Genomic DNA, 20,589 nt, shown 5'->3' with positions numbered 1-20,589 from the left:
GAGTGTCTGACTACGAATCAGAAGGTTGTAGGTTCGACTCCTACTGGGTGCATTTTATTAACGGGAAGTAGCTCAGCTTGGTAGAGCACCTGGTTTGGGACCAGGGGGTCGCAGGTTCGAATCCTGTCTTCCCGATAGATAGATATTGTTTTAGCTATCTTGATCGCGGTGTAGCTCAGCTGGCTAGAGCGTCCGGTTCATACCCGGGAGGTCGGGGGTTCGATCCCCTCTGCCGCGATATAGGTCTTGAACCTAAAACTGGACCTTTAGCTCAGTTGGTTAGAGCAGACGGCTCATAACCGTCCGGTCGTAGGTTCGAGTCCTACAAGGTCCATTGATTCATCTTTATGATGGACCGTAGGTTTTGCTTTTTATATATTATGGAGGATTACCCAAGTCTGGCTGAAGGGAACGGTCTTGAAAACCGTCAGGTGGGTTAAACCACGCGAGAGTTCGAATCTCTCATCCTCCTTATTATCGCGGGATGGAGCAGTCTGGTAGCTCGTCGGGCTCATAACCCGAAGGTCGTTGGTTCAAATCCAGCTCCCGCAATTTGGTCCGTTGGTCTAGTTGGTTTAGGACGCCTGCCTGTCACGCAGGAGATCACGAGTTCGAGTCTCGTACGGACCGGTTTTGGCTCGGTAGCTCAGTCGGTAGAGCAATGGATTGAAGCTCCATGTGTCGGCAGTTCGATTCTGTCCCGCGCCACTTTTTATAATAATATTTTGCGGGTGTAGTTTAGTGGTAAAACCACAGCCTTCCAAGCTGTTGTCGCGAGTTCGATTCTCGTCACCCGCTTTTTTGGGCCTATAGCTCAGCTGGTTAGAGCGCACGCCTGATAAGCGTGAGGTCGATGGTTCGAGTCCATTTAGGCCCATTGGAGAAGTACTCAAGTGGCTGAAGAGGCGCCCCTGCTAAGGGTGTAGGTCGCGTAAGCGGCGCGAGAGTTCGAATCTCTCCTTCTCCGTTTTTTAATTTATATGACCCGTTGGTCAAGTGGTTAAGACACCGCCCTTTCACGGCGGTAACATGGGTTCGAATCCCGTACGGGTCATTGGTCATACTTATATAATATTATCGCGGGATGGAGCAGTCTGGTAGCTCGTCGGGCTCATAACCCGAAGGTCGTTGGTTCAAATCCAGCTCCCGCAATTTGGTCCGTTGGTCTAGTTGGTTTAGGACGCCTGCCTGTCACGCAGGAGATCACGAGTTCGAGTCTCGTACGGACCGTTCTTAAAACAAGTCGTTATGGCTTGTTTTTTTTGTGCTTATAGACTACAATTGTAGCTATTAATTGAGAGGAGTCCAATATAACTATGGTTAAAGAACAAACTATTACCTCTTCAGAACGAGTAGTGATGCGCATCATTTGGACGCTCGGTAAAGCTACAAGTCGGCAAGTAGTTGATTCCCTAACTGATATGCAGTGGAGTGTTTCTACAATTAAAACTTTATTGTCTCGATTAGAGAAAAAAGGTTTTTTAAGTGCAATAGTTGAAGGAAACCACAAGGTGTATAAAGCAACTATGTCAGAAACTGAAGCTTCTATTAATGTTGGAGATCAACTAAGTGAACAAGTCTGTGCCATGCAAATTGGAACGGTATTAAAAGAAGTTATTGAGAATAATTCGATTTCGCAAAGTGATATAGATGACTTGATTAGTTTATTAACTGCTAAAAAGAAAACGGCGCCTACCGAAGTTGCTTGTAACTGTATGAATATAAAATAAAAAAGACTTCCGCCAGTGATCTGAGTCACTATTGGGAGTCTTTTACTTATTATCTTTTTTATCTTTAGCAGGGACAAAACTACTATTACTCATGTAAAAACTTGGTGAATTTCGATATTTTTGACTAAGAGCAATACTTTCTTGCCAAACACTATAACTATCAAAGTTGTCCCAAGTGGTTAGTAGCACACGTTGATTAATGTCCTTGTGGTAGTTCATTGAATAAATAGAACCCATTCCATCAGGAAGTGAGGCCGCCATAACTTGATTAATTTTAGCATCAAAAATTTTTTGTTGGTCGGAGTCCAAAGCGATAGTGGTTAGATTAACAAATCCATTCCACTTGTCAGTTCCCGCATATCCTAGCACATCATAAATTACTGGAGAATTAAAAATCGATTTAGACCCGCTAGCGTCAAGCAACATTAATTTGCCGCTATCATCCTGACTACTATACAAATACAAACTACGGTCTGGATTTTTAGCAATAATATCTCTTAGAATTTTTTCGCTACCAAATGTAATTGCAATTTGTGAAATCATATGAACACCTCATTTCTATCTTCATTATACTTTTTTTGATTGACCATGCCAAAGGATTAACCTATAATTTGAGCATTAAAATTTACAAGGAGGTTTTTTATGAAAATTACTGTACTGGGATTTTTAGGTGGCTATCCCGCTCATAATGATGCTACTTCCTGTTATTTACTGGAAAGTAACGGTTATTCTTTACTACTAGATTGTGGAAGTGGGGGGCTGTTAGCATTAGAAAAAATTATGGATCCGCTTCAACTAGATAGTGTGATATTATCCCATTATCATGCTGATCATATTGCCGACGTGGGAGTTTTACAATATTATTGGCAACTACATGTTAATCGACCTAAAGAGCCTGTATTGCCAATATATGGCCATTATTTGGATGCTGAACATTTTAATAGTTTAACTTGGCCCAATGCTAGTAAAGGTTATGCTTATGATCCTGAGCGGACGTTAGAATTAGGACCTTTTAAAATTACTTTTTTAAAAACTGAACACCCGGTAGATGCTTTTGCCATGCGTATTGTAGAAAAAGAGACGGGCAAAACGTTAGTATTTACTGCGGATACTCGTTATTTTGCTGATTTAATTCCATTTTCCCGAGATGCAGATATTTTATTAGCAGATACTAACTTTTTTGCGGATCATACCGGACCAGCTTGGCATTTAACTGCTAGTGAAGCGGGTAAAATTGCAGCCCAAGCCCATGTTAATCAATTATTATTAACTCATTTACCGGCCGAAGGAGACTTAAACTTGCTTCGCAACCAGGCTCAAAGTGTTGCTGGTGAAGGGGTGAAGGTAGAAACTGCCCAGTTTGGGCTAATTATGAATATTTAAATAGATTATGGACTTTATTAGTTAAATTTATGAAATCGCTGAATTTTAAGCTCATTCGTTGTATACTCTTATAAACAAGACAGATATAAGGAGGAGTTTATTATGACTATTGATTTTTTAACAACCCCTAGCTGTACTTCCTGTCGCAAAGCCAAAGCCTGGTTAAACGAACACGATGTGGACTATACTGAAAGAAATATTTTTGTGGATCCACTTTCCAAGGCTGAATTAAAATACATTTTGCGGTTATCAGAAACTGGGACTGATGATTTAATTTCTACCCGTTCCGATACTTACAAGGTATTTAAGAAAAAAATTCAAGAAGCTACTTTAGATGAATTGCTAGATTTATTAGTAAAACATCCAGAAATGATTCGTCGGCCAATTATGATTGATACTAGAAGACTACAAGTAGGCTATAATGACGATGAAATTCGCCGCTTCCTTCCTAGAAAAATTAGAAAACTGGACCTGGAAAGAATGCTCGCTGACGCTTAAAGAAAAGTGGTGACATTTCTAGTCAAATGATTTACACCTGTTAGATTCATGGTACAATATTGAGTACGAGTGTATCCGATATTTGAAAGGGGTGGCTAGAAATGGAAATGGAAAGAATTAACAAAGATACGATTCGGGTTTTGATTGATAATGACGATCTTGATGCCCGTGGAATTCGAATGTTGGATTTGTTAGGAAACCAAAAACAAATTGAAAGTTTCTTTTATAGTATTTTGGAAGAAGTTGACCAAAATCACCAATTCCAAGATAATGAAGCGGTAACCTTCCAAGTATTACCCAACCAAGATGGGCTGGAGCTGTTTATCAGTAAGGCCACACCATTTTCTCAAAATGATAAGAGTGATGGAATCGACGTTTCCGATCTATTAAAAAATAGTGAGTCACTAACTGCAGAGCCAGCAAGCTATCCAACTAGTTCAGAACCTAAAAATGACCCATATGCACCAACTGTTTCAACAACGATCTTAACCTTTAAATCATTTGCTGATTTTTTGGCACTGAGTCGGGCGTTAGAAATCGATAACGGATTAGCAAACCTCTATCGTTTCCAGGATAAATTCTTCTTGGAATTAAAGTTAAATACTGATTCTGATATTGATATGAGTGTCAGTGATGTGGTGGCGATTGCTAGTGAATTTGCTGAAAAGACCAAGGTAACTGCTGATGTTTTACATGAGCATGGTACTTTATTAATGGCGGGTAATGCCCTTCAAATTGGTCGAACTCAACTTTAAAACACCCTTGAGTGGGTGTTTTTTTAGTCTCATCATTTCTTTTTTTCGTACTTAGTTTCTAGAGGTGAGGTTAAGTGCTAATGGCAAAAAGAAATGGTGTATTGGTATTGGCTGATGAAGCGAAAGTAGGGCAACAATTTACTTGTCCGGGATGTAATCAACCGGTAATTTTGAAGCGTGGAGGAATTAAGGTTGCCCATTTTGCCCATAAAAATGCTAATTGTAATAAGTTAAGCGAAAATGAAAGTCAATTGCATTTAAGTGGGAAGCTGGCGTTAATGCAAATGGCTCAAGAACTTTATCCAGATACGCAAGTAGAGACGATATTTGCAGACATTGAGCAGCGTGCGGATGTTTACTTGCCTTCGGCGAAGATTGCATTGGAATATCAATGTAGTCCTATTGATCAGGTTAGTTTACAGCAACGGACCCAAGGATATCTTCAAATTGGCCTGCAAGTAATCTGGATTTTAGGCAATACCTATTTAAAACGTAAGTTAACAACCCAAACTTTGGCTAAATTTGCTCGATTTGATGTTAATTGGGGATTTTACCTTTTATTTTGGGATGCTAAAGTAAGACATTTTGTTTTATGGACTGATATTGTAGAGGTGGCAGGGCATTATAGGTATCAGCAGTCCAGTCACCAAACTTATCAAGAATTAAAACAGTATCATCAGCAATGTCAATTACATCAGCCCCAAATTGCGATTAACCAGCATATTAAGCAATTAGAATCTATTAATAGCCAAATTAAACTCCAAAAAGAAACCCTTATTTTTATGGTGACGCAATGTTATCAAGATGGCAAAATTTTACCAGCGTGTCCGATAATTTGTCATCCTAAAGAAGCACAGTTTCCAATCTTTGGGGGTCACACGTTATTTTGGCGAATTCTAGTTGTTTTAAAGATTTTTCGCGGTAAAACTGATTGGTTGACTAAGCAAAAACTCAATCTAATTTTCAAAGAAACCGTTGAAATTTATGGAATAATGTTTCACCAAATCCCTAATTGTCAACGATTTTACCGGTTAGCTTTTTTACAATATCTTCAAGAATTAGCTACTAATGGGTACTTAAAGCAAACTTATGATAAAGTAATTATTACGAAGCGACCGAAATGGTTTTTAGATTGGGATCAAAAGAAAAGGTTCTGGTTGCAAGAGAGAAAAAAGGAGAGTGCCTAAGATGACAATGGTTAAGAAACTTCCTCAACGAAATGAGGTTCCTGAAGAATTAACTTGGGATTTAACAACGATTTTTAAGGACGAGGCTGATTTTGAAAAAGCCTTTGAGGTAGCTCAAGAAAATCTAGGCTTAATTGATCAGCAAGCCCATGAATTAAATGATGGCCATCAGTTGCTAAAAGCAATCCAAATGTTATTAGAAGTAGGCCGGCAAGTAGAAAAGTTGGCAGTATATGCACAACTAAAAAACGATCAAGATACTCATGATAATGATAGTCAGGTGCAAAACGATCGAGCAGAAGCCCTTTTAACTAGTTTTGCTGAAAAAACGGCCTGGTTTGAACCAGCGGTTTTATTGATTGACACTGATAAATTGGATCAATTCTATCAGCAAGTTCCCGAGTTAGAACATTACCGACGTTTCTTAGACGTGATTATGGCTAAGAAAGCGCACGTATTGAGTCCTGAAGTCGAGGGAGTTTTAGCTTCTGCTAGTGATATTTTTGAAGCTAGTGCTAAAACATTCGGTATTTTAGATAATACTGATCTTAGTTTTCCAATAGTTAAAAATGACGCGGGACAAGATGTTCAACTATCTCAAGGGGTCTATAGCGTCTTATTGGAGTCAGCTGATGTCAAAGTTAGAAGAGAAGCTTTTACGAAACTATATTCAGTTTATGAACAATTTCAACACACGTTAGCCTCGACGTTAGCCGCTACAGTTAAGACACATAATTTAAGTGCCAACTTGCGTCACTATGATAGTGCCCTCGACGCGGCACTAGCTGAAAATGAAATTCCAACGGCGGTATTTACCACTTTAATTGACGAGGTGAACAATCACTTAGATTTATTACATCGATACGTGGAATTGCGTAAGCAAATTTTAGGGGTTACTGATCTACACATGTACGATTTATATACTCCGTTAATGAAAACCAAGAGTCCTAAAATTACTTACGATCAAGCCCAAAAATTATCGTTAGCTGCATTAGAAGTCATGGGACCAGATTACGTAAACGCCGTTCAAAAAGAATTTGATGGTCGTTGGATTGATGTAATAGAGAATCAATATAAACGTAGTGGAGGTTATTCTTCCGGTATGTACGATACTAATCCGTTTATTTTGTTAAATTGGCAAGATAATTTGGATAATCTCTATACCTTGATCCACGAGACGGGCCATAGTATGCATAGCTTTTATTCTCATCAAGCTCAACCATACCAATATGGTGACTATTCCATTTTTGTGGCTGAAATAGCTTCTACAACTAACGAAAATATTTTAACTGATTATCTGTTGAAAAAATTTGCAGATGATGAAGAAATGACTAAGTTTGTTTTGAATTACTACTTAGATGGCTTTAAGGGGACGGTATTTAGACAAACGCAATTTGCTGAATTTGAAAGCTTGATCCATGAAGCAGATGCTAACCGAGTACCTTTGACTGCGGATTTTATGAATCAAGAATACTTAAAGCTTAATCAAAAATATTATGGACCAGCAGTAATTTCTGACCCAGAAATTAGATTAGAATGGTCACGAATTCCACATTTCTATTATGATTTTTATGTATACCAATACGCAACTGGTTTTGCAGCAGCTACCACATTAGCTGAAAAAATTCAGGCTAGTGATCAAGGTCGGATTGATTATCTTAGCTTTTTACAGGCTGGTAGTTCTGATCAACCAATTAACGTTATGAAACGAGCTGGAGTGGATATGACTCAAGCCGAATACTTAAAGGATGCTTTTAAGATTTTTGAGCAACGACTAGATCAATTAGAAAAACTAATTAAAGGCTAAAAAAATAAAGAACCCCGCGGGGTTCTTTATTTGGCTTGATAATTTGTAAAATCGGCAATATTTTCAGTGTGTTCCGGTACTGTGGTTAAATCTATATGATGTGGCGTTTTGATAGTGTACTGACATAGGTTGAAGAGAGAATTGTAATTAAAATCTCGCAATAATAATCCGTTATCTTCAATAGCGGAATTAAAAATGACTACTGAAGTAGGATCTTTAATCTTAAGTTCGTGAACGGTTTGCTGATCTTCTTGAAAGACCTGCTTAGTCATTTCGGAACGTCGATCTTCTTCAAACATTTCGCTATCTAATCCCACATTGGTAACGATTTGATTTACAAGTTGTGCGGTATATTTAAGGTGATTAGTTAAAATGGCCTTTTGCAGTTCTAAAAGAAATTGGCGGCCTTTGTTTTTACCTTGAAATGAAGCTGCTTGATAATCTAAGATAATATTGTAATGTAATTCCTCGTTAGCTACCACGGTAGGATTGTTTTTGGCAAAGTCGTGAAGAATTTGAATATTTAGCATCGGAATAAAATGAACGATAGTCTTGGTATCTAGTTGAGAAGCGATTGAAAGCACGTCTTGCTCTGCTTCGTAACATCTAGAGTTAAGCGGGTCAATAAATAAATACATTTCTAAAATCAAAGTTAGCCTCCATAGTCGCAACTAAACTAGTTTTATTATCTACAACAAATAGAATAGCAAAATATCTGTAAAAAACAATTTTTTTGCCTGGGAATCGAAAGAATCCAGAATTGTGTTAAAATCAGACAGTGAACGTTAAATTCAAATGTGCTTGAAAGATTGGAAGTGACGAATTGGAACAGAATTGGGAAAAACTTTTAATTCCATATAACCAAGCGGTAAGCGAACTAAAAGTAAAGCTGAGGGGTATTCGGACGCAGTTCATGGAAATGGATGGTCGTAGCCCAATTGAATTTGTTACTGGTCGAGTTAAGCCAGTGGCTAGTATCAAGGAGAAAATGGTTAGACGCCATATTTCTGAAGATCGATTAGAACAAGATATGGAAGATATTGCTGGCTTGAGAATTATGTGCCAGTTTGTCGACGATATCTATCAAGTGGTGGACTTACTTAGAAAAAGAACTGATATTAATATTTTAGAGGAACGCGATTACGTTCACAATAAAAAGCCGAGTGGGTATCGTTCATATCATATCGTGTTTGAATATCCAGTTCAAATGGTTTCTGGTGAAAAAGTGATTAAAGCAGAAATTCAGGTAAGAACATTAGCGATGAATTTCTGGGCAACTGTAGAGCATTCCCTCAATTATAAATATGATGGTGCTTTTCCGGCAGGATTATCGGAACGCTTACGCAGTTCAGCGGAAGCGGCATTTAAATTAGACGAAGAAATGTCGGAAATTCGTGCAGAGTTACAAGAGACTAAACAACATGATGATCCCGAAAATTAATTAAACCGGGAAAGGAAACAAAATGATGAGAGTAGCGATTTATAGTAATCTAGTTCAATTATCAAATAACGTAGCGGAGCGTTTGAAAGCAGAAATTGATCAGTCTGAAAAATTAGTGTTAGACAGCCTAAATCCAGAAATTGTCATATCAGTGGGCGGAGACGGTACGTTACTTTCAGCGTTTCATCACTACGCAGATATTAGTGACCGAATTCGGTTAGTAGGAATTCATACTGGTCATCTGGGATTTTATACTGATTGGCGAGACTATGAGGTAGATGAATTAATTGCTAGCTTAGAAAACGATAATGGGCAAAGCGAGACCTATCCGTTACTAGATATTACGATTAATTACCGAGACGGAGGTAGCGCCGATCACGCCTTAGCGTTAAATGAATCGACGATTAAACAGGTGAGTGGTACCTTAACTGCTGATGTGTATATTAAAGACCAAAAGTTTGAAAGCTTTCGAGGAGATGGATTGTGTATTTCAACCCCAAGTGGCTCAACCGCATATAATAAGTCGGTAGGCGGAGCCATTATTAATCCGGCGTTGAATGCGTTACAAATTTCCGAAATTTCTTCCATCAATAACCGCGTTTTTAGAACTTTGGGGTCACCCATCATTATTCCGCCGGAAGAATGGGTACGAATTGTCCCTGAAGAAGGCGGACAACCGGTGTTAACTTGTGATCAACAAGTCATTTCTGGTAGGCCCATTAAAACCATTGAATATAGAATTGCCAAACAACGAGTAGCATTTGCTCAATACCGCCATACTCATTTCTGGCAACGCGTCAGCAATTCGTTTATTGGGGTTCAAGATGACTAGTTTTGAATGGCAAGTAACTGAAAAAAATCCCCAAAAATTAAGAACCGTCATTATGGCTCACGGAGTTACTAGAACTTTGTTAAAGCAAATTAAATTTCATGGTGGGCAAATTAAAGTTAACGGCGCTGAGCAACTAACTAATTATATGGTTACTAAAGGAGACGTGGTGACTGTGACGTTACCGCCAGAACCAGGTAATGACCATGTTCCTGCCTCTAATGTGACTTTAGACATAGTTTATGAAGATTCTAACTGGCTAATAGTTAACAAACCAGCAGGAGTAGCATCTGTGCCAGCCCATATTTATGCTAATGATTCTTTGGTGAATCGGGTTAAGGGCTACTACGAGCGACAACGTTATGAAAATCAACGGGTTCACATAGTTACTCGTTTAGATCGAGATACTAGTGGGTTAGTAATCTTTGCTAAGCATCATATGGCCCATTCGGTATTGGATAAGCAACTAAAAGAGCATACTTTAAGAAAAGAATACTTGGCCATTGTAGTTGGTAACTTCAAGCATGAACACGTGGAAGTTAATTTACCAATTGGTCGAGATCCAGAGTCGTTTGTTAAACGCAGAGTAGCTGTCGATGGCAAAATGGCAATGACTGAATTCTGGGTGCAGCAACACTGGCCTCAGATGGAATTAGTAAGAATTCAATTACACACTGGTAGAACTCATCAAATTAGAGTCCACATGACGGCTCTTGGCCATCCGTTATTGGGAGATTGGCTATATAATCCGACAAATCATCAAATGAAGCGGCAAGCGCTACACTGCTTTCAAGTCAGGTTTTATGATCCGTTTAGTAATAAAATTATTTCTTGTCAGGCCCCGTTACCTGCAGATATGAAATTAGCGATTAAACGAGCTAATCAGGTAGATGTAACTAAGGTTTAAGTGATAAAAAAGGTAGGCGTTAACACGAATTGTGTTAGGTCTACCTTTTTATGATTAGTGTTTGATAGCACTTAAAACGGCTATGGTGATTCCTAAACCAACTTCGGGAGTAATCTCATCTGTAATTACCACGGAGTAACGGTCGAGATTATGAGTACCACGCTTGGCTACAATTAGTTTACGATTAGAATCATGAACGGAAAAGTAACCACTATTGGTGGTAACCGTTAATGTTTGCCCTGCCAACTCAACTGTGAATGGAGGGACATTTTTTCGTTGCCGGTGGACCTGGGCAACTGGTTGCTGATCCACGTTAATGGTAGCAGATGCACCCAAGAATTTGGGATGATTATTAACCGCTACGACTTGGTGGTTTAAATGAAAAGTAAAGGTTTGGGGGAGATTAATTAACCACCCTAAAAAAATATTGAAAAAATCAGTAGCTAAATTAGTAGGAATTTTGGCTAACAGTTGTTCGTTTTCATCAAAAATTTGAAATTTATCTCGAAATGATGCATCTACTGAAATGTTGAATTTGGTTGCCATAACTAGCTCCTTGAATTTAATAGTTTCATTATACCAACTTTTTAAGACTGTGAACGTGATATAATGGATTGCGTTTGTGGAGGATAAAATGAAGAAAATTGAAATTGCAAGGCAGTTTTTAACTGATCATTTAGAATTGTTTAGGTGTCCGGTATGTGAACAACCGTTTGTAACGGCAGATGAACAAGGACTATTATGCCCTAATCGTCATCAATTCGATTTAAACAAAAAAGGAACCCTGTATTTTTTGGCCAAAAAGTTTTCTGGCGAGTACGATGGGGAAATGTTGGCTGCACGGCAGCGGATCATTCAAGCCGGACTCTTCGATGGAATCCTAGCTAAAGTAGCTGAAACAATTACTAGTTCCCATGCTGCTATTTTGGATGTTGGTTGTGGTGAGGGAACACCATTAAATAAATTGCTTAAACTACGCGGTAATCAGGACTACGGAGTAGGGTTTGATATTTCTAAGCCGGGGATTAATTTGGCTAATAACCAAGCTACACCGTCCTTTTTCTGCGTGGCTGATTTGGCTAGATTACCATTTAACGACCATTCGATGGATGTGGTTTTTGATCTCTTTTCACCATCGGCTTATGGGGAATTTAACCGAGTGGTTAAGCCCGGAGGACAATTGATTAAGATCATCCCTAATTCGGATTACTTGATGGAACTGCGCCATTTGTTGTATCCGGAGGGGAGTAAAAATCAGAGTTACTCCAATAAGGAGGTTGTAGATTTGTTTGTAAAGCACTATCCTAACAGTACCCAACAACAAATTACATACCAATTTGATTTAAGCCAAGTGGCTAATCAAGATCTTTTGATTATGACGCCACTTCATTGGGGACAAGGTAGCCAACCGGTAACTGCTGAGAAGTTGAATAGTTTGTCTCAGATTACCGTAAGCGTCACGATGTTAGTGCAACGATTTTAAAAAGCGAGGAAAAAAATGACTAATCACATTGTATTATTTGAACCTTTAATGCCAGCTAACACTGGTAATATTGCTAGAACCTGTGCCGGAACCGATACGGTCTTGGATTTAATTGAGCCATTAGGATTTACTATTGATGACAAGCATTTAAAACGGGCTGGTTTAGATTACTGGGATAAAGTTCAAATTAACCGGCATAAAGATTTACCAACCTTTATTAGTACGGTTGCTAACCCTAAAAACTTATTTTTGGTTTCTAAGTTTGCTGAACAAACCTATGTAGATCCAGACTATAGTGATCCTAATCAAGATTATTATTTCTTATTTGGGAAGGAAACAACGGGATTGCCAGAACCATTTATGCGCAAAAACCCTGAAAAAGCGATCCGAATCCCTCAAGACGATAGTAATATTCGGGCCCTTAACTTATCTAATAGTGCGGCAATTGTAATTTATGAAGTCTTAAGACAACAAAACTTTAATCATTTGGAAAAGACCCATACTTACGAAAACGATAAGCTAAAGTAAACTGTAGAAAGGATAGTCCATGGCCAAACGAACAACTAAAAAACGGACAACTAAGAGAAAAAAGAGTAAGAAAAAGACCAACCAGTACCAAAAAAACGTTGGTGGAGCTATTCTCCTCTTAATTGCTATTTTGGGACTGGCTAAGGCGGGAATTGTTGGGATCTTCATTGGCAATATCTGCCGTATTATTACCGGAAATTTGTACGCGGTAGCATTATTGATTGTTTTGGCGATCGGGAGCAGTTATTTAGTTTTAGGCCGGTTAGTTAAGATTGCCATTCGCTGGTGGGGTGGCGGCCTATTAACATTAAATGGCATCTTATTATATTTGAGTCTACAACAAGCTAGAGAAGATCATTTGAGTGCTATTTTACCAACAGTAACTTGGCAACGGATTAGTGGTGATTTTACTTCTGGTAATTTAAATTCAAATGTGGGTGGCGGAATTATCAGCGCCTATGAATACCAGGTCATCCACTTCTTAATTGGCAATATTGGGGTAAGCCTAGTTGCTATTATTTGTATTTTAAGCGGGTTAGCAATTTTATTCGGTGTTCAGGCAAAACAAGTTCAACAGTGGTTTAACGTAGGACGGACATTTGTGGCCCATGCAATTGGTCAACTAGCACAACGTCGGGCATTAAAATTGGAGGCTAAAAAACAAGCTTCACCCGCTAAACCAACGGTTAAAGAGTCTTCTGAGCTAATAAAGCCGACACCAGAGCCTGAACCTAAAAATGATCAACCTATTTCTGTATCAGTAGGGATGGCTACTCCGGTTAAGGAAAGTTCAGTTGTCCAGGACCAACCAGTAGAAACAAATGACTCTGAGGTTTCAGAACCAATGACGTTTAATGCTCCGGCAGACGAAGATTATCAATTGCCATCTTCTGAATTACTTACCGAAATACCGCAAAATGACCAGTCAGAAGAATTAAAATCAATTGACCAAAACGCCAAAATATTACAACAGACTTTGGATAGTTTTGGAGTCAAGGCAGAACTCAAACATGTTAGTTTAGGACCTTCGGTTACCAAATATGAATTACACCCAGCTATTGGAGTGAAGGTTAGTAAAATTGTTAGCTTAGCTGATGATATTGCTTTGGCATTAGCTGCTAAGGATATTCGAATTGAAGCTCCCATTCCTGGTAAATCATTAATTGGAATTGAAGTTCCTAATAAAGAAATTGCTACAGTTTCGTTTCGAGACGTAGTTGAATCTCAACCGGATAATAAAGGTCATTTGTTACAAGTACCATTAGGTAAAGATGTGAACGGTAATGTGGTTACTGCTGATTTGGCTGACATGCCGCACCTTTTAATTGCCGGTTCCACAGGTAGTGGTAAGTCGGTTGCTATTAACGGTATTATTACCAGTTTGCTGTTGAATGCCAAACCTAGCCAGGTGAAGTTAATGTTAATTGACCCTAAGAGAGTAGAGCTAGGAGTTTATAATGGCATTCCACACTTATTAAGTCCGGTAGTCTCGGAGCCTAAAAAAGCTGCCCGGGCCCTGCAAAAGGTAGTTAGTGAAATGGAACGGCGTTACGAACTTTTTGCTCAATTTGGTCAAAGAAAAATTAGCACCTTTAATGACTTTGTGGCTAAGAATAATCAAGAAAACGAAGTCAAAATTCCACCGTTGCCTTATATCGTAGTTATTGTTGATGAATTGGCAGACTTAATGATGACAGTTTCTAATGATGTTGAAGCAGCGATTATAAGATTAGCCCAGATGGGAAGAGCCGCCGGAATTCATATGATTTTAGCTACTCAACGACCATCGGTTGACGTTATTACCGGGTTAATTAAGGCCAACGTACCATCTAGAATTGCATTTGCAGTTTCTAGTGGGATTGATTCTCGTACTATTATTGATACTAATGGGGCTGAAAAACTATTAGGTCGTGGGGATATGTTGTTTTTGCCAATTGATAAGAATACTCCGGCGCGAGTTCAAGGGGCCTTCATTCCGGATCAGGATGTAGTTCGAGTGGTTGACTTTATTACTAAGCAACAAACTGCAGAATACGATGAATCTATGTTGGTAAGTGATGAAGAAATCAATAATGAAGAACAAGATGAGGCAGAAGATGATCTGTTCAACGACGCTTTAGATTTTGTGGTAGATCAACAAAAAGCTAGTACTTCATTACTACAACGGCATTTTCGAATTGGTTATAATCGAGCTGCTCGGTTAATCGACGAATTGGAGCAAAGAGGTTATATTGGTCCTCAAGATGGGAGTCGCCCTCGACAAGTATTTAAAAGCAAGGAATAAAAAAACCGTCAGCCAAAAGCTAACGGTTTAAGAGCCTGTTTTTAGTTTTGTAGTAAAGTCACCACGGCGGATAAGACCAGAGAACTGACGGTTGCAATGATCATCAGCCATACAAAAACCATGGTGATCTTTTGAAATTTAGACTTCTTCTTCGCCATTTGTTGCACCACTTTCCGAGTTGAATTACCTGACTAGTGTAACGTTGATTTTGGTGCAATGCAAGCGACTTAACAAAAAACGGAGGGGTGAATGATGCAATTAATGCTAATAATTTTGGCCCAAATTATATTAATGGTAGGGCTGGTTAGTGGTATTCGGTTTATGAAAAAACGAACAACTGGTGAGTGGTTTAAAAAAATAAATGAGTTAGATTTTTTACCAGTATTAAGTTTAATCTATGTAATCATCCTTAGTATGTTTAGTGGTAAGTGGTCACTAATGTTTGGTTACCTGTTAGTTTGGGCAGTAGTGGTTTTGATCGTGGTAGTGATCAAAATATTTGGAAAGCAACAGATTACACGACTAAAGTTACTAAAAACTAGCTGGCGTGTTTCAGACTTACTTACTCCAATTATGTGGATCATAGTGGTGGGGCTAACAATTTAACCAAAATCCCCCACTTAAAACTTTAATTTTATAAAACCTAATAAAACAGGGCTTTACCGTCTTTAAAAAAAGATGGTAGAGCCCTGTTTGTTTACAAAAAACATAAATCCCAAAGTGATGTGGTTGATAGTGGTGGATTGTGGTAGAATGTGAATGTAATCTTTATTTAAGGGGTGATATCAGTGTTTATGGGCGAATTTCAACATTCGATCGACTCGAAAGGCCGAATTATTATTCCGGCCAAATTTCGATCGGAGTTAGGCCCTAAATTTGTTATCACCCGGGGGATGGATGGTTGCTTATTTGGTTATCCAATGACTGAATGGGAAAAAGTCCAGGAAAAAATAGATGAATTACCGGTTAGCAAAAAAGATTCTCGGGCGTTTACCCGGTTTTTCTTTTCTGCAGCTGTAGAGTGTGAATTAGATAAGCAGGGAAGAATTAATTTACCTAAAACATTGGTACAATACGCTAAAATTATCAAGAAATGTGTGGTAGTAGGAGTCTCTAACCGCTTCGAGATTTGGAGCGAAGAACTATGGGAAGATTTTAGTACCGAAGCTGAAGAAAACTTTAATGAAATTGCTGAAAATATGATTGATTTTTAAAATTAGAAGATTAAGGGCGGAAAGTAATGGCTGATTTTCATCACGTAACTGTATTACTTAATGAAGCAGTAGATATGTTAAATATCGATCCCGATGGTATCTATGTTGATGCCACCCTAGGTGGGGGAGGGCACACCACCAAGATTGTAGAGCAATTAAATCAAGGACAATTATTTTCTTTTGATCAAGATTTAACGGCAATCAATTACAATCAAGAACAATTAAAGCAATACATAGATGAAAATAAGCTAGTGCTGGTTCATGATAATTTCCGAAACCTAAAAGCTAATCTAGCTAGTCGTGGAATCGATCATGTTGACGGTATTGTTTACGACTTGGGTGTTTCTTCGCCCCAGTTTGATGATTCTAAGCGTGGATTTAGTTACCGATTTGATGCTCGGCTAGATATGCGAATGAATCAGGAACAAGAATTAGATGCTTGGCAGGTTGTTAATAATTGGTCTTACGAACAATTGGTAAGAATTTTGTATCGTTACGGAGAAGAAAAATTCGCTAAATCTATTGCTCGCCAAATTGAACAACACCGGGCAGTTAAGCCTATTGACACTACTTTTGAATTAGTGGAAGTGATTAAGGCTGGGATTCCGGCAGCTGCTAGAAGGCACGGTGGGCATCCGGCCAAAAAAACTTTCCAAGCAATTCGAATTGCAGTTAATGACGAACTGACTGTACTAGAAGATTCGTTAGAACAAGCACTAGACCTGCTTAACTTAGATGGCAGAATTAGTGTAATTACTTTTCAATCTTTAGAAGATCGATTGGTTAAAACCATGTTTAAAGAACAAACAAGTTTGCCTGAATTACCGCCTAATTTACCGGTAATTCCTAGCAATTTAAAGCCCAAATTTAAGGCCGTTACCAGAAAACCGATTTTGCCAACGGATGACGAACTAGAAGATAACAATCGAGCTCACAGCGCAAAGCTACGAGTAATCGAACGAATTAATTAATAAAGGAGTGCACAAAAATGGCCCAAAACAATTTAGCAGAAAATTTAATTGATGTCCCTAGTAAAAGAACAATTTCTGTTCCAAATAAGCCTAAGACGGTTGCTGCCCCGGTAGCTACTCCTCGATTAAAAGTTAATAACTTTGAAAAATTGTTAATTGTTGCCTGCACTCTAGTCGTAGCGTTATTGATGGTGTTGGTGGTAAATTCTAAAATTGCTTTAACCAATTCTGAACATCAACTACAACAACTTCAAACGACAAGCAGCAAAATTAGTACCGAAAATACCAACTTGGATCAACAGATCAGTGAACTTCAAAGCAGTACTAGATTAGAAGCGATTGCTCAAAAAGATGGTATGTCCCTTTCAAACTCACGTATAAGGAATGTTACAAAATGAAGACCTTTTTCGAAAAGCTACTAGGTGGTCAGTATGGGAAAGTAAATACCAAAACCTTCGGAAAATGGCTCTTTTTTTTGTGCATTATTGTCTTTGCTGGACTAGCTACCAGATTTACGGTGATTGCAGTTAGCAAAAACGTTAAAAACGTTAATTTAAATAAACGGGCAAAAGAGCTGTATACCCAGACCCAGACTATTAAGGCCAAACGGGGAAGTATTTACGATGCCAATGGTAATCCGATTGCTGAAGACACTAGTACTTATTCCATTTATGCCGTTTTAGATAAGAAACAGGTAAGCACTAACAAAAAACCAATGTATGTAGTTAACAAAAATAAAACCGCTAAAGTATTGGCTAAATACTTACCGATTTCAGAAAAAAAAGCTAAAAAAATTTTATCTCCAGCTAATAAGGACACTTTCCAAGTAGAATTTGGCAGTGCTGGTAGCAACATTTCGCTAATGACCAAAAAAGCAATTGCAGCTGAGCACTTGCCAGGAATTAATTTTGTCCAACAACAAGCACGTCTATATCCTAATGGAATCTTTGCTTCTAATATTATTGGGGTAGCTTTATCCCAAAATAATGAAAAAAAGGGCACTACTAATTTAGTAGGCCAAATGGGATTAGAACAAGCTTTCAACAAACAGTTAAAGGGATCGGATGGCTATCAAGATAGCCAATACGATCTGTATGGTTACCAAATTAACGGCAGTAAGAAGAAAGAAAAAAAGGTTAAGAATGGTGATAATATTTACACCACTATTGATTCTCGCTTACAAACGTTAATGGAAAGTGCTATGAATTCCGTTTATAAGCAAGCTAATCCGAAATCCATGACGGCGGTATTGATGAACGCTAAGACGGGGGAAATATTAGCTGCCACTCAACGGCCAACTTTTAACGCATCCACATTAGACGGAATTAAAAACTCTTGGTCTGATAATTTGGTCCAAGATTCCTACGAACCTGGATCAACAATGAAAATCTTTACTATGGCAGCAGCCATTAATAGTGGCCATTATAATGGTAATGATACCTATCAATCAGGTAAATACACTATTGATGGTAAAGTGGTTCCCGATTGGAACACTAATGGCTGGGGATATATTACTTATGATAAAGGATTTGCTTTATCTAGTAACGTAGCCATGGCTCACCTAGAACAAAGCATGGGAGCTAGCACTTGGAAAGATTATATTAATAGATTCCACTTGCAACAAAGTACCAATAGTGAATTGCCTGGAGAAACCGATGGGCAAATACAATTTAATTATCCAATCGAACAAGCTGATACTTCGTTTGGTCAAGGTATTGAAGTTACTGCAATGCAAATGATGCAAGGGTTAACTGCTATTTCTAATAATGGAACAATGGTTAAGCCACATATTCTTTCTAAGATTGTGGATCCAAATACTGGTAAAACCATTAAAAAGTATGGAACTACTGAAGTGGGAAAGCCAATCTCAGCTGATACAGCTAAGAAAGTTCGAAAACGCATGGAAGATGTAGTTTATAAGAGCTACGGAATTGGTCATAATTATAAAATTAGTGGCTATAGGATTGCTGCTAAAACGGGTACTGCCCAAGTAAGTAATGGCAGTGGTGGTTACGCATCTGGTGATGATAGTTACTTGTACTCAGTTGCTGGAATGGCACCCGCCAAGAATCCTAAATATGTGTTGTATATTACAATGAAGCAACCTACGTTATCGGGTAGCAAAACAGCTACGCAATTGTTATCAGAAGTCTTTAAACCAGTAATGGCTAGAGCCTTACAAGATAGTAATTCTTCTGCCGATAAAGTGAAGGTTAAGGTCCCAAGTGTTATCTACAAAACTACTAGTGCTGCTAAATCAGATTTAGCAGCAAAGGGAATTAATACTACGGTAGTTGGGTCTGGTGACACAATTATTAAACAATCTATAGCTGCTGATACCACGATTACCGGTAACCAGCGCTTAATATTATTGGCTAATGGAAAACCAACTATGCCTCGAATTTATGGTTGGAATAAAGCTGATATTAAAAAATTATGCAAATTGACAGGTTTAAAATTAAAAATTAGTGGTAGCGGTTATGCAGACTCACAAAGCATTGCTGCTGGCGCCTCGATTAGCACTGGAGATACATTAACAGTACAATTGGAATAACTTATAAGGATGGTTAATAGATGTTAAGTTGGATAGTACCCGCAGTAATTAGTTTTTTCATTACGTTGATATTTATGCCGAATTTGATTCACTATTTTCGTGCTCGTAAAGAAGGGCAAATGATTAGAGAAGAGGGCCCTAGTTGGCACGAAAAAAAATCAGGAACTCCTACGATGGGAGGATTGCTCTTTATTGTTGCAATTCTAATTGCTGATTTACTTGGGGGAGTAGTATTTCATGCCCTAACGCCGTCACTACTTATTTCCTTATTTATCTTAGTTTTATACGGATTAGTAGGGATGTGGGACGACAGTATTAAATTATTTCACCGCCAAAATGAAGGTCTAAAGGCTTGGCAAAAAATGACTGCTCAAATTATTGGGGCTTTAATTTTTGCGGTAGTGTACGTTAACGAGGGATTTCCGTTAGCGATTAAATTACCTTTTGGTCCTGATTTACATTTAGGCTATGGCTACGTTTTATTCATTGTTTTTTGGCTAGTTGGTTTTTCTAACGCCGTTAACTTAACCGATGGGCTAGACGGCTTGGTATCTGGACTTTCCGTAATTGCCTTTTCAGCTTACGGAATTATTGCTTTAGCTCAGTCACAAACTAGTGTTGCAATGTTTTGTTTTTCCGTTGTTGGCGCATTATTAGCATTCTTTGTTTTCAACCACAAACCAGCTAAAATTTTTATGGGAGACATGGGTTCTCTAGCTTTGGGGGGCGCTTTAGCTACTGTTTCTATCCTAGTACACCATGAATTAGCGTTACTATGGATTGGGATTATTTTTGTTTGTGAGACAGCTAGCGTTATGTTACAAGTTGCTTCCTTTAAACTTACAGGTAAACGGATCTTTAAGATGACTCCAATTCATCACCACTTCGAAATGCTAGGGTGGAGTGAATGGAAGGTTGATACTGTTTTTTGGTTGATTGGCTTAGTAACTGCTATTACCGGAGTACTTTCAATAGTTCATTAAAAACGATCGCAAGAGTATTTCAGTAGAGTTCAGGA

General features: G+C 38.4%; 22 protein-coding genes and 13 tRNA genes. 31 read left to right on the top strand and 4 right to left on the bottom strand.

Annotation, left to right across the window (positions count from 1 at the left end):
* Window positions 1-61: 61 nt before the first annotated feature.
* From FC56_RS03155 to FC56_RS03090, 14 genes are all read left to right on the top strand, one after another.
* Window positions 62-135, top strand: a tRNA-Pro gene (locus FC56_RS03155).
* Between the two features lie 29 nt (window positions 136-164).
* A tRNA-Met gene (locus FC56_RS03150) sits at window positions 165-238 on the top strand.
* Between the two features lie 22 nt (window positions 239-260).
* Window positions 261-334, top strand: a tRNA-Ile gene (locus FC56_RS03145).
* A 48-nt stretch (window positions 335-382) separates the two neighbouring features.
* Window positions 383-472, top strand: a tRNA-Ser gene (locus FC56_RS03140).
* 6 nt (window positions 473-478) lie between these two features.
* Window positions 479-552, top strand: a tRNA-Met gene (locus FC56_RS03135).
* A gap of 3 nt (window positions 553-555) precedes the next feature.
* Window positions 556-630: transfer RNA gene (locus tag FC56_RS03130), tRNA-Asp, on the top strand.
* Window positions 631-635: 5 nt separating this feature from the next.
* Window positions 636-708: transfer RNA gene (locus FC56_RS03125), tRNA-Phe, on the top strand.
* Window positions 709-727: 19 nt separating this feature from the next.
* A tRNA-Gly gene (locus tag FC56_RS03120) sits at window positions 728-798 on the top strand.
* A 5-nt stretch (window positions 799-803) separates the two neighbouring features.
* Window positions 804-877: transfer RNA gene (locus FC56_RS03115), tRNA-Ile, on the top strand.
* Window positions 878-879: 2 nt separating this feature from the next.
* Window positions 880-967: transfer RNA gene (locus tag FC56_RS03110), tRNA-Ser, on the top strand.
* A 15-nt stretch (window positions 968-982) separates the two neighbouring features.
* Window positions 983-1,054, top strand: a tRNA-Glu gene (locus FC56_RS03105).
* A gap of 24 nt (window positions 1,055-1,078) precedes the next feature.
* Window positions 1,079-1,152, top strand: a tRNA-Met gene (locus tag FC56_RS03100).
* Window positions 1,153-1,155: 3 nt separating this feature from the next.
* A tRNA-Asp gene (locus FC56_RS03095) sits at window positions 1,156-1,230 on the top strand.
* A gap of 86 nt (window positions 1,231-1,316) precedes the next feature.
* Window positions 1,317-1,730: a CopY/TcrY family copper transport repressor gene (locus tag FC56_RS03090; protein ID WP_054671026.1), complete on the top strand. Its 414-nt coding sequence runs from the start codon at window positions 1,317-1,319 to the stop codon at window positions 1,728-1,730.
* A gap of 42 nt (window positions 1,731-1,772) precedes the next feature.
* Here FC56_RS03090 and FC56_RS03085 read toward each other — a convergent pair whose 3' ends face one another.
* Window positions 1,773-2,273 (bottom strand): hypothetical protein, encoded by a 501-nt coding sequence (locus FC56_RS03085; protein ID WP_054671023.1) that lies wholly within the window; start codon window positions 2,271-2,273, stop codon window positions 1,773-1,775.
* A 99-nt stretch (window positions 2,274-2,372) separates the two neighbouring features.
* Here FC56_RS03085 and FC56_RS03080 point away from each other — a divergent pair, with 99 nt between their 5' ends.
* The 5 genes from FC56_RS03080 to pepF all read left to right on the top strand — a co-directional run bounded on the left by FC56_RS03080 (window position 2,373) and on the right by pepF (window position 7,360).
* Window positions 2,373-3,113, top strand: a complete 741-nt coding sequence (locus FC56_RS03080; RefSeq protein WP_056978026.1) for an MBL fold metallo-hydrolase — start codon at window positions 2,373-2,375, stop codon at window positions 3,111-3,113.
* Window positions 3,114-3,215: 102 nt separating this feature from the next.
* Complete coding sequence (gene spx / locus FC56_RS03075) at window positions 3,216-3,611, top strand: transcriptional regulator Spx (protein WP_056978025.1); 396 nt, start codon at window positions 3,216-3,218, stop codon at window positions 3,609-3,611.
* A 101-nt stretch (window positions 3,612-3,712) separates the two neighbouring features.
* On the top strand, window positions 3,713-4,366 hold the full coding sequence (locus FC56_RS03070; RefSeq protein WP_054671013.1) for an adaptor protein MecA: 654 nt from the start codon (window positions 3,713-3,715) through the stop codon (window positions 4,364-4,366).
* A gap of 80 nt (window positions 4,367-4,446) precedes the next feature.
* The gene (locus FC56_RS03065) at window positions 4,447-5,553 is read left to right on the top strand and encodes a competence protein CoiA (protein WP_056978024.1); all 1,107 of its coding nucleotides are present in this window, start codon (window positions 4,447-4,449) and stop codon (window positions 5,551-5,553) included.
* A 1-nt stretch (window position 5,554) separates the two neighbouring features.
* Window positions 5,555-7,360, top strand: a complete 1,806-nt coding sequence (gene pepF / locus FC56_RS03060; RefSeq protein ID WP_056978023.1) for an oligoendopeptidase F — start codon at window positions 5,555-5,557, stop codon at window positions 7,358-7,360.
* Between the two features lie 26 nt (window positions 7,361-7,386).
* Here the strand turns inward: pepF and FC56_RS03055 are convergent, their stop codons facing one another.
* The gene (locus FC56_RS03055) at window positions 7,387-8,010 is read right to left on the bottom strand and encodes a DsbA family protein (RefSeq protein WP_054671008.1); all 624 of its coding nucleotides are present in this window, start codon (window positions 8,008-8,010) and stop codon (window positions 7,387-7,389) included.
* A gap of 173 nt (window positions 8,011-8,183) precedes the next feature.
* Between FC56_RS03055 and yjbM the strand changes: the two genes are divergently transcribed.
* Genes yjbM through FC56_RS03040 form a run of 3 tightly spaced genes read left to right on the top strand, consistent with a single transcriptional unit; the run spans window position 8,184 to window position 10,537 of the window.
* Complete coding sequence (yjbM, locus tag FC56_RS03050; protein WP_056978022.1) at window positions 8,184-8,801, top strand: GTP diphosphokinase; 618 nt, start codon at window positions 8,184-8,186, stop codon at window positions 8,799-8,801.
* A gap of 25 nt (window positions 8,802-8,826) precedes the next feature.
* On the top strand, window positions 8,827-9,633 hold the full coding sequence (locus FC56_RS03045; protein WP_056978021.1) for an NAD kinase: 807 nt from the start codon (window positions 8,827-8,829) through the stop codon (window positions 9,631-9,633).
* On the top strand, window positions 9,626-10,537 hold the full coding sequence (locus tag FC56_RS03040; protein WP_056978020.1) for an RluA family pseudouridine synthase: 912 nt from the start codon (window positions 9,626-9,628) through the stop codon (window positions 10,535-10,537). The genes FC56_RS03045 and FC56_RS03040 overlap by 8 nt, the downstream gene beginning before the upstream one ends.
* A gap of 54 nt (window positions 10,538-10,591) precedes the next feature.
* Here the strand turns inward: FC56_RS03040 and FC56_RS03035 are convergent, their stop codons facing one another.
* Complete coding sequence (locus FC56_RS03035) at window positions 10,592-11,083, bottom strand: LURP-one-related/scramblase family protein (RefSeq protein ID WP_056978019.1); 492 nt, start codon at window positions 11,081-11,083, stop codon at window positions 10,592-10,594.
* A gap of 88 nt (window positions 11,084-11,171) precedes the next feature.
* On the opposite strand from FC56_RS03035, the gene FC56_RS03030 reads away from it, so the two are divergent.
* The 3 genes from FC56_RS03030 to FC56_RS03020 are packed head-to-tail and all read left to right on the top strand — an operon-like array spanning window position 11,172 to window position 14,832.
* On the top strand, window positions 11,172-12,020 hold the full coding sequence (locus tag FC56_RS03030; protein ID WP_056978018.1) for a methyltransferase domain-containing protein: 849 nt from the start codon (window positions 11,172-11,174) through the stop codon (window positions 12,018-12,020).
* 15 nt (window positions 12,021-12,035) lie between these two features.
* Window positions 12,036-12,548: a tRNA (cytidine(34)-2'-O)-methyltransferase gene (locus tag FC56_RS03025; protein ID WP_054670991.1), complete on the top strand. Its 513-nt coding sequence runs from the start codon at window positions 12,036-12,038 to the stop codon at window positions 12,546-12,548.
* A gap of 19 nt (window positions 12,549-12,567) precedes the next feature.
* Window positions 12,568-14,832 (top strand): DNA translocase FtsK, encoded by a 2,265-nt coding sequence (locus FC56_RS03020; protein WP_056978017.1) that lies wholly within the window; start codon window positions 12,568-12,570, stop codon window positions 14,830-14,832.
* A gap of 41 nt (window positions 14,833-14,873) precedes the next feature.
* On the opposite strand, the gene FC56_RS08025 is transcribed toward FC56_RS03020, so the two are convergent.
* Entirely contained in the window at window positions 14,874-14,990 is a 117-nt protein-coding gene (locus FC56_RS08025) for a DUF4044 domain-containing protein (protein ID WP_082620566.1), read from the bottom strand.
* A 91-nt stretch (window positions 14,991-15,081) separates the two neighbouring features.
* Here FC56_RS08025 and FC56_RS03015 point away from each other — a divergent pair, with 91 nt between their 5' ends.
* The 6 genes from FC56_RS03015 to mraY all read left to right on the top strand — a co-directional run bounded on the left by FC56_RS03015 (window position 15,082) and on the right by mraY (window position 20,554).
* Complete coding sequence (locus tag FC56_RS03015; RefSeq protein ID WP_082620565.1) at window positions 15,082-15,438, top strand: DUF3397 family protein; 357 nt, start codon at window positions 15,082-15,084, stop codon at window positions 15,436-15,438.
* 182 nt (window positions 15,439-15,620) lie between these two features.
* A complete protein-coding gene (gene mraZ, locus FC56_RS03010; RefSeq protein WP_187116926.1) occupies window positions 15,621-16,046 on the top strand; it encodes a division/cell wall cluster transcriptional repressor MraZ in 426 nt (141 codons plus the stop codon).
* 26 nt (window positions 16,047-16,072) lie between these two features.
* Complete coding sequence (gene rsmH / locus FC56_RS03005) at window positions 16,073-17,017, top strand: 16S rRNA (cytosine(1402)-N(4))-methyltransferase RsmH (protein WP_054670985.1); 945 nt, start codon at window positions 16,073-16,075, stop codon at window positions 17,015-17,017.
* A 17-nt stretch (window positions 17,018-17,034) separates the two neighbouring features.
* Window positions 17,035-17,415, top strand: a complete 381-nt coding sequence (ftsL, locus tag FC56_RS03000) for a cell division protein FtsL (RefSeq protein WP_054670981.1) — start codon at window positions 17,035-17,037, stop codon at window positions 17,413-17,415.
* A complete protein-coding gene (locus FC56_RS02995) occupies window positions 17,412-19,571 on the top strand; it encodes a penicillin-binding transpeptidase domain-containing protein (protein ID WP_056978016.1) in 2,160 nt (719 codons plus the stop codon). Before ftsL ends, FC56_RS02995 begins: the two co-directional genes overlap by 4 nt.
* Before the next feature lie 20 nt (window positions 19,572-19,591).
* Entirely contained in the window at window positions 19,592-20,554 is a 963-nt protein-coding gene (mraY, locus tag FC56_RS02990) for a phospho-N-acetylmuramoyl-pentapeptide-transferase (RefSeq protein ID WP_056978015.1), read from the top strand.
* The last annotated feature ends 35 nt before the right edge of the window (window positions 20,555-20,589 follow it).

Source organism: Lentilactobacillus senioris DSM 24302 = JCM 17472 (assembly GCF_001436555.1).
Taxonomy (GTDB): Bacteria; Bacillota; Bacilli; order Lactobacillales; family Lactobacillaceae; genus Lentilactobacillus; species Lentilactobacillus senioris.
Note: the sequence above shows the minus strand (reverse complement) of the source record. Positions and strands in the feature narration are given on the sequence as shown.